Consider the following 8681-nt stretch of genomic DNA (forward strand, 5'->3'; position numbering starts at 1 on the left):
AGTTAGTCCCTCCCTTGGCGTGAACGAGACTCACGAGTCTGACGTCCATCAACTGGCATAGAAGACGTAAGCGAATTATTTGAAGGCGTGTTCACATGCGTTTCAACAACTGGCTCTGCAGGCATAGTTTTAGCTTGATTACCCATCATTTTGTCTAATGGTAAATACATTAAATTACCATTGTTTTTAGTATCAATTAGTACCTTGTTAGTATCTGCCATGACCTCTTGCATCGCATTAAGGTATAAACGTTTACGGGTCACTTCTGGTGCCATTTGATACTCAGGCAAAAGTTTTTCGAAACGAGCAACCTTACCTTGAGCTTCTAAGACTTCACGTTGCTTATACGCGCTAGCCTGTTGCGCCATACGCTCAACCTGACCACGTGCTTTAGGCTCAATTTCACGCGCATAAGCTTCTGCTTCGCGAATGAAACGCTGTTCATCTTCTTGTGCAGAAATAGCATCATCAAATGCATCTTTCACTTCTTCAGGTGGACGCGCTGGTAAGAAGTTGACATCTTGAATTGATAAACCAAGCTTATACGGCTCAAGAATACGCTCAAGTTCAGCCCAAGTATCACGACGAATAGCATCACGACCAGTAGTCAAAATGTCATCCATAGTGTTATGCCCAATCACATAACGAAGCGCACTGTCTGTTGCTTCACTCAAACTCTCATTTGCATCAACTGCACTAAACAAGTAAGAATAAGCATCATCCACTCGATACTGAACATCAAGTTCCACTTTCACTAAGTTTTCATCAGCCGTTAACATGCTGCCTGATGCAGGAATAGAGCGCACTGCTTTAATGTTTACCGGAAACACTTCATCAATAAAAGTTGCTTTCCAATGTAAACCAGGACCAACTTCACCAGAATGCTGACCAAAACGTAAGGTTACGCCTCGCTCTGCCTCTTTAATGGTATAAAAGCCTGAACCACCCCAAATAATTAAACCAATCACCAAAACTACAATAAGGCTCATTGGGTTAAAAGAAGGGCTAGAAGATCCACCTGAACCACCTTTACCACCGCCGAAGCGCTTTGAAAGGTTACGAAATACTTCGTCTAGATCTGGTGGGCCTTTGTCGTTACTGTTTTTGTTTCCCCAAGGGTCTTTTCCCTTGTTACCGGGCTCATTCCAAGCCATTTAGCACTCCATAAGTGGATGAAATAAATGATATTAGCAAATAACGTCTACGTCTGATTCTTCAGAAGAATCCTCAAATATAAACGTCTCTAATTCGCCTTGACTCTGTTTTGTTAATCGGCGCCAATTGGCATCCGATAAACGAACAGACAAAATACAGTTCCCCAGATCGTCGTACTCTTTCTGCTGTATCGCGTCCAGTCGATAAAACTGGCCAAGATAATGTCCAGCCGTAGCTGGAATTTTCAATGTCTGCTCTATAATGACTTCACCGATTAACTCGTTGATAGCCTGCAAGAGCAATTCAAATCCAATTTGTTTTTGTGCAGATACCCAGACTCGCTCTGGCTTACCTTCATCGTCGTAATCGATGCGAGGCACAAAATCTTCCAATAAGTCGATTTTATTACAAACGACCAATTGTGGAATAGTATCTGCTTCAATTTCTTCAAGCACATTTTGAACTTGATCAAAATTCTCCGTCATATTCTCATCAGCACAATCAACAATATGCAATAACAGATCAGCTTGACGTGTTTCTTGCAAGGTTGCTTTAAATGCTGCGACTAAGTCGTGAGGTAAATGACGAATAAACCCAACTGTATCAGCTAAAATAACTGCTCCGTCAGGTAAATTCAATTTACGCAGAGTAGGATCAAGTGTGGCGAACAATTGATCTGCGGCATAAACTTCTGAGGCGGTTAACGCATTAAACAAGGTCGATTTTCCCGCATTGGTGTAACCCACCAATGACACAGTGGATAAGTCACTGCGCTTTCGTGAACGTCGACTTTGTTCACGTTGTTTGTCTACTTTATCAAGTCGGCGATTAATACTTTTAATCCGTCCACGAAGTAAACGTCTATCGGTTTCGAGCTGGGTTTCACCCGGGCCACGCATACCAATACCACCTTTTTGTCTCTCCAAGTGAGTCCAACCACGAATAAGGCGCGTCGACATGTGGCGCAATTGCGCTAGCTCCACTTGCAACTTACCTTCGTGTGTTCTCGCTCTTTGAGCAAAAATATCTAAAATCAGCGTTGTTCTGTCTAACACTCGGCATTGACAGATCTGTTCTAAATTTCTTTCCTGAGCTGGACTCAGTGCATGATTAAAAATCACCACTTTAGCTTCTGTAGCTGCAACCATAGCTGCAAGCTCTTCTACTTTCCCTGACCCAACAAAAAACTTTCGATCTGGTGAACGCCGACTTCCAGTAATAACACCAACAGAGCGTACTCCTGCTGATTCGACTAATAATTGTAACTCTGTAATGTCTTCTCTACGCTCGTCGTCAGAAAAGTCAATGTGAACAAGTACTGCGGTTTCACCCGCTTCATAGCGATCAAACAAGTAGTAAACTCCTTAAATATTATTCTGATGCAGGTGCTTCATCATTTGGGGTATAGCTCTGAGTACCTTGTGCAGCCACATTAAATGGGCGTGCTGGTACAACAGTTGAAATAGCGTGCTTGTAAACCATTTGGCTTACTGTATTTTTTAACAAGATAACGAATTGGTCGAATGACTCAACTTGACCTTGTAGTTTAATACCATTCACTAAATAGATAGAGACTGGTACACGTTCACGACGCAAAGCGTTTAAAAATGGGTCTTGTAAAGATTGCCCCTTAGCCATTTCAATTTCCTTTTTTTATTTTCAAAATAAATTTTTTGAATTTTTGAAGAATGTTTTATTGTTTAGTTTTAGTATTATACAGCAACAGCTAATTAGCTAGCTAGAATGTTGCATAAGTGTAACTAAATTTCCTTCGGCGCCACTTTCAAGCCAATGTAACTCGGGCCAACTTCTTAACCATGTTAATTGACGTTTGGCTAATTGCCTAGTGGCAGCGGTGCCTTTTTCTATTAAAGTCTCGTAGTCAAATTCACCATCGAGGTACTGCCAACACTGTCGGTAGCCGACACAACGCATAGATGGCATATCTAAATGTAAGTCTTTGCGATCTTTTAATCGTTGAACTTCGTCGATAAAACCATTTTGCATCATTAGTTTAAATCTTTTTGCGATCAATTCATGTAATACTTTTCTCTCATGTGGCGCTATCGCAAATTGCATCACATCATAGGGTAACGGCGCTGACTTTGTTGCCGTTAGCTCAGTCATCGATTTACCCGTAATTCTGTATACTTCTAGAGCGCGAGATAGCCGCTGGGGATCATTAGGATGAATTCTTGCCCCTGCTGTGGCATCAACTTGGCAAAGTTGTTGATGTAATGCATCCCAACCTTGCTCTTCTGCCTCTTGCATAATTTGCGCTCTGATCTGCTCATCTGCAGCAGGTAACGGTGACAAGCCTTCAAGCAATGCCTTAAAGTACATCATAGTCCCCCCTACCAATAAAGGGGTCTTACCACGACTAATTATATCTTCTATTTCAATTAATGCATCGCGACGAAAATCTGCCGCAGAGTAACTTTCACTGGGGTCGAGAATGTCAATTAAACGATGAGGCGCTAAGGCTAGCTCATCGGCATCAGGTTTGGCTGAGCCAATATCCATTTGACGATAGATTAATGCCGAATCAACAGAGATAATTTCACAATTATGCTGCTGGGCCATTTCAATTGCTAAAGCCGTTTTTCCTGAAGCGGTTGGCCCCATTAAAAACAATACTTTGGGCTGTTTGAGTTGGTTCACATTAATTCTCTTCTAACCAGGATTGCCATGGCAATGATTTCGCCTTTGATAACTGCATTTGCTGCTGCTCTGCGGTTAATTGGCTATATTGAAGCCACACTTCAGCTGCGGCTGAAAAATGATTTGCTTGCTGTTTTGCCATCCACAACGCCAACGCTTCATCCGATGGCTGCTCTAATTTAATCCAATCTAATAATTCTGGGATCAACACAGCTAATTGGGTATCTCTGAGATATGGGGGCACATTCTTAATTATCAACTGTTGGTAGCGGATTGAAAGGGTTAATCCTAACCTACGTAATAACTGCTCTCGCTCTTCAAGGATAATTTTCCAGTCAACATCGGCTTCAATTGAAACCGGCATTAATAATGGCTGACCCACAAGCCCTGTTGTTATTTTAGTCTGTATCTCTAATTTTGTAACAAAAATAGAAACTTGCGCGATATCAACTAATAAAATCTGCTGACCTTTAACCATCACCCAGAAGCGACCATCAACAATAGACGGCATAGTGATATGCGCAGACAGATTTGTCTCATTAATTTGCGTTAATGAAGAATTTCCAGCTTGGGTTTGCAGTAATTGTCCATAATTAGCGATAGCCGTTGGGGTTATTTCTACCGTGTCAGCTGTTCTACCACCGCTATAGGGATTATTGCCACTGCTTGTAGCTCCTGTGCTTCCGGTAGCTGCATTATGCTGTGGTTGATGGCTTTGGTGTTGATAGCCCTGCGCTGGCACCGACATGCTGCCAAAGCGGCTGCTCGATAACTCTCTAGGTTGATGTAATTGAGTGGCAGATCCCCGACTTTGCGGCATGTCTTGACTTACTTGCTGCCAATTGCTTATTTCTGCCTCTGATGAATGACCAATTTCCTCGCCAATACCAGTTTGCGCGCCTGTAGGTTTGTTAGCTATACCGAGATCTAATTCAGGTATTTGCGCTAAAACAGACTGCAATGCCTGTAAAATAAAGTCATGCACTAATCGGCTTTGATGAAAACGCACTTCATGCTTTGCTGGATGTACATTGACATCAACCTGATGCGGATCCAGCTCAAGCATCAACACATAACCCGGTTGATGCTGAACTTGAAACTGACCAAATGCCTGCTTTACCGCATGGTTAACTAATCGGTCTCGCACTAAACGGCCATTGACATAAAAATAGCAGCTATCAGTCGGTTGTAAGTCATTTGGTGACTGCAAATAACCCGATAATATCAAGCCATCATGCTGGCATTCTAGGTGCAGAGCATGCTCGGCAAAAGCCCGACCACAAATTTGCCCAAGACGCTGTTTGTATTGAATTTCAGTATTGGCCGCTCGATATTGACGCGCCAACTTACCATTATGGGTTAAGGTAAAATGCACATCGGTTCTGGCGATGGCAATGCGTTTTAACCATTCATCAATATGGGTGAATTCGGTTTTATCACTTTTCAAAAAGCGTCGTCTGGCAGGGGTATTAAAGAATAAATCCACCACTTCAATGGTAGTGCCCTTAGGGTGCGCAGCGGGCGTCACTTTAACGTCCATTTGCGAGCCTGCAGCGTAGGCTTGCCACGCTTCAGTTTGCTCAGCAGGTTTTGATGTTAGGCTTAAACGGGAGACAGAGCTAATACTGGCTAAGGCCTCGCCTCTAAAACCAAAACTTAAAATGGCTTCTAAGTCATCAAGGGAGTGTACTTTTGAGGTCGCGTGACGAGATAACGCTAAGGCTAACTCTTCCTTTGAAATGCCTTTACCATTGTCCCTAATTTTAATGAGCTTACTGCCACCTTTGTCGATTTCGATATCCACCCGGGTTGCGCCAGCATCAAGGCTATTTTCAACCAACTCTTTAACTACAGATGCAGGACGCTCAACCACTTCGCCGGCAGCAATTTGGTTAGCAAGCTGTGGTGGTAAAATTTGAATAGCCATAATTTACGCTCTTGGAATAACCAGCTTTTGGCCTATCCGTAGGACATCTGATTTAAGGTTGTTGGTTTTTCGAATACTGGCTATGCTGACTTTATATCGCTGGGCAATAACCGATAAAGATTCGCCACTTCTTACTGTATGCTTAGTGTTACTCTGTTTCGCCAATAAGGTGCCTGAAGGTGGGTTAGCGGCAAAATATTTCAGCACACCTTTATGGATCGCATTAGCTAACTTTTGTTGATGGTTACCATTTAACAATAACCCTTCTTCTCTAGGGTTAGAGATAAAACCAGTTTCCACCAAAATAGAGGGTATATCAGTCGACTTTAAAACAGCAAAGCTCGCATGCTCTGGTTTACTCTTATGTAGTTTAGTCACTTTACCTAAACCTGATAATACATCACTGGCAATATGATGACTTTCAGCCAGAGAATGGTCCATCGACATATCGATTAGGGTCATCACAAGATACTGTTCACTATCGGAGTTTTGAATTATGTCTCCAACGCCACCTAATAGCTCGGAATGCTTTTCTTTATCCTCAAATACGCGACCAATTTCGGTATTGGCACGGCGCTTTGATAATACCCATACCGATGCCCCATTAGGTTGTGGTGACGTAAATGCATCTGCATGAATAGAAATCAGTAAATCAGCTCGACTATTTCTAGCCAGTTCCGAGCGTTGATTTAAATTGACAAAATAATCGCCAGTGCGGGTCATCACCGCTTTCATTCCTGGTGTTTTATTAATTTCTCGTGCAAGACGTTTGGAGATCTCAAGTACAATCTTTTTCTCATAGGTGCCTTTGGGGCCGATTGAACCAGGATCTTCGCCGCCATGGCCTGCATCGATAGCGACAATCACATCGGTAGAGCGCTTGCTAGTGTGCACCACCGACTGTACCGCTGCACTTTTACTGGCAGAGTTATCTAAATCGACCACTAAACGATTACCGTAAGGGGCTGTCGGTGTCAGGGCAAACAAATTCGGCTTTGCTGGTGAGTTTAAATCAAGCACCACACGTAAAGTGCCTTTTTTGGGAGGGGAACTAATACGCACTTTTTTGATCAACTTGCTGTCTTTAGCAATATCAGCAAGCTTCACATTGGTTGAAGCTTGTTTTAAGTCGATAACCAAACGCTGGGGGTTTGTTAGCACAAAATAGCTATAATCAGGTGCCGAAGACAAATCAAATACCACTCGGGTTGATTGCGGGGCATCCCAAATTCGCACACTTTCAAGTTTATTAGCTGCAACCTGTAAGGAGCAGAATAATAAACATATGAAGATTATAAATCGTGTCATTTTTTCTAGGGTCATTATTATTTTAGTTAATTGACTTATGCTTACTAGCGTTTGTTTTTAAAGCTTATTATGAACTAATTAGTTATAAAGCTTAGCGACAAGCTGATTACCAGCTCCTGTCATGCCAGTGAGCTCCACCTGTCGTTGCTCTCCGTCATAGCTTAAATGAATGGCAACATCGGCTTCAGGTAATAAGCCATGCCCTCTATCTGGCCACTCGATAATACTAATAGTGTTATCAGTAAAGTAATCGCGGATCCCCATAAATTCAAGCTCTTCAGGATCAAGCAAACGATATAAGTCAAAATGATAAATTTGCATTCCCTTGAGCTCATAGGGCTCAACTAGGGTATAGGTTGGACTCTTTACATTGCCATCATGACCTAAACTTTGGATCAAACCACGGCTTAAGGTGGTTTTACCTGCACCGAGATCACCAGTTAAATAAATCACTAATGGGGCTGAAACCCACAAAGATAATTCAACACCAAGATCAATCGTTGCTTGCTCATCTTTAAGATATTTTTTAATCGAAGTCATGTTAACTTACCAGCACTTGGGAGATTAATCATATAAAACTGCAATATAGCTGAGAATACTAACCTCTTAGCCTATTGCGCTATTTGATGGCCTAAAAAAATAAAGCCAGCTTGATAGCTGGCTCTATATATAAATATTAACATAAAATTGACGCTGGAAAACCGGATTTTAGATATCTTCCATCCGTAATGCGCTATGTACCATACGTTTCTGCTGGGTTTTCTCCACTCGAACTAAATCTAATAAAGCATCTTTGATTTCAGTGACCTCAGTGCTGTTAGCGGTTTTTTCTAAAAAACCAATCAAACGGTTTTCTAAATCAAGATGCATCTCGAGTACATCATCTTCACTCATATTGGCTGCTAGAGTCGAGTCTTGGCAGCGTTTTTCAAAGTCTTCGAAGGTGATGTCTTTATACCAAGTTTCAAGCATACGCTTTGGTGCTTCATCAATATAATTTTCAATACTGTCATGTACATGCTGTTGGTGTTGCTGTAGATATTCCAACATCATTTTTACTCTTGTAGAGTCTGCATTGCGGTGTAGTCGGCCATAAAGCTGACCCATGTCTAAGCGTGACTTGGCAATGAACTCAAGCACTTCACTTAATTGTTGGATACGCATAATAAACACTCCATCTGTCACCGCCCTTTGGCGGTCAGTAAAAATAAGATTGTAAAAGCTTGTATTTATTATGGTTGAAAAAAAGTTGAGAATATTTGAGCGAGTTCATATTTTGCATATAAAAAACAAGTAATTTAGCAACAATGAAACAACAACCAGCTACAGCACCCTAAACAATGCATAAATATTGTGCAAGCGGGGGGGGGGTAAACCGAGACATTTTGAACGCAGGGAGAAACTGCAGCGACCTGTCTGTTCATAAAAAGTGGTTCGAACTGATGACCTATACCTTGCCAATAAAAAAGGTATCACTATTTCTAAAAGCACAACTGAGCTAAGAGTGGGTTTATTTTTTTATTTGAAAGGAATGATTTTCTTAAGATGAGAAATTGGAGCGACATATCAGGTTCGAACTGATGACCTATACCTTGGCAAGGTATCGCTCTACCAACTGAGCTAATGTCGC

The 8681-nt window shown here is 41.8% G+C and carries 8 protein-coding genes and 1 tRNA gene; all 9 read right to left on the reverse strand.

Going from position 1 to position 8681, the window contains the following annotated elements:
• Positions 1-2: 2 nt before the first annotated feature.
• On the reverse strand, positions 3-1154 hold the full coding sequence (gene hflK / locus Q4533_RS03355; RefSeq protein ID WP_102439931.1) for an FtsH protease activity modulator HflK: 1152 nt from the start codon (positions 1152-1154) through the stop codon (positions 3-5).
• Between the two features lie 33 nt (positions 1155-1187).
• Positions 1188-2507, reverse strand: coding sequence for a ribosome rescue GTPase HflX (gene hflX, locus Q4533_RS03360; RefSeq protein WP_102520637.1), 1320 nt, complete (start codon positions 2505-2507; stop codon positions 1188-1190).
• 19 nt (positions 2508-2526) lie between these two features.
• Positions 2527-2793, reverse strand: coding sequence for an RNA chaperone Hfq (gene hfq, locus Q4533_RS03365; protein WP_102439933.1), 267 nt, complete (start codon positions 2791-2793; stop codon positions 2527-2529).
• A 96-nt stretch (positions 2794-2889) separates the two neighbouring features.
• On the reverse strand, positions 2890-3816 hold the full coding sequence (gene miaA, locus Q4533_RS03370; protein ID WP_102439934.1) for a tRNA (adenosine(37)-N6)-dimethylallyltransferase MiaA: 927 nt from the start codon (positions 3814-3816) through the stop codon (positions 2890-2892).
• A gap of 1 nt (position 3817) precedes the next feature.
• Positions 3818-5743: a DNA mismatch repair endonuclease MutL gene (gene mutL, locus Q4533_RS03375; protein WP_303501870.1), complete on the reverse strand. Its 1926-nt coding sequence runs from the start codon at positions 5741-5743 to the stop codon at positions 3818-3820.
• A gap of 3 nt (positions 5744-5746) precedes the next feature.
• Positions 5747-7051, reverse strand: coding sequence for an N-acetylmuramoyl-L-alanine amidase (locus Q4533_RS03380; protein WP_102520665.1), 1305 nt, complete (start codon positions 7049-7051; stop codon positions 5747-5749).
• Positions 7052-7129: 78 nt separating this feature from the next.
• The gene (gene tsaE, locus Q4533_RS03385) at positions 7130-7591 is read right to left on the reverse strand and encodes a tRNA (adenosine(37)-N6)-threonylcarbamoyltransferase complex ATPase subunit type 1 TsaE (protein ID WP_102439936.1); all 462 of its coding nucleotides are present in this window, start codon (positions 7589-7591) and stop codon (positions 7130-7132) included.
• 168 nt (positions 7592-7759) lie between these two features.
• Positions 7760-8215 (reverse strand): hypothetical protein, encoded by a 456-nt coding sequence (locus Q4533_RS03390; protein WP_102439937.1) that lies wholly within the window; start codon positions 8213-8215, stop codon positions 7760-7762.
• Positions 8216-8605: 390 nt separating this feature from the next.
• A tRNA-Gly gene (locus Q4533_RS03395) sits at positions 8606-8681 on the reverse strand.

Origin of the sequence: Shewanella sp. 6_MG-2023 (genome assembly GCF_030547195.1) — a bacterium.
In the GTDB taxonomy this organism is placed as follows: domain Bacteria; phylum Pseudomonadota; class Gammaproteobacteria; order Enterobacterales; family Shewanellaceae; genus Shewanella.

Excerpts from the sequence above, each read along its gene's own strand:
- hflK (WP_102439931.1), bottom strand. The coding sequence starts at position 1,154 with ATGGCTTGGAATGAGCCCGGTAACAAGGGAAAAGACCCTTGGGGAAAC.
- mutL (WP_303501870.1), bottom strand. The coding sequence starts at position 5,743 with ATGGCTATTCAAATTTTACCACCACAGCTTGCTAACCAAATTGCTGCC.
- hfq (WP_102439933.1), bottom strand. The coding sequence starts at position 2,793 with ATGGCTAAGGGGCAATCTTTACAAGACCCATTTTTAAACGCTTTGCGT.
- Q4533_RS03380 (WP_102520665.1), bottom strand. The coding sequence starts at position 7,051 with ATGACACGATTTATAATCTTCATATGTTTATTATTCTGCTCCTTACAG.
- Q4533_RS03390 (WP_102439937.1), bottom strand. The coding sequence starts at position 8,215 with ATGCGTATCCAACAATTAAGTGAAGTGCTTGAGTTCATTGCCAAGTCA.
- tsaE (WP_102439936.1), bottom strand. The coding sequence starts at position 7,591 with ATGACTTCGATTAAAAAATATCTTAAAGATGAGCAAGCAACGATTGAT.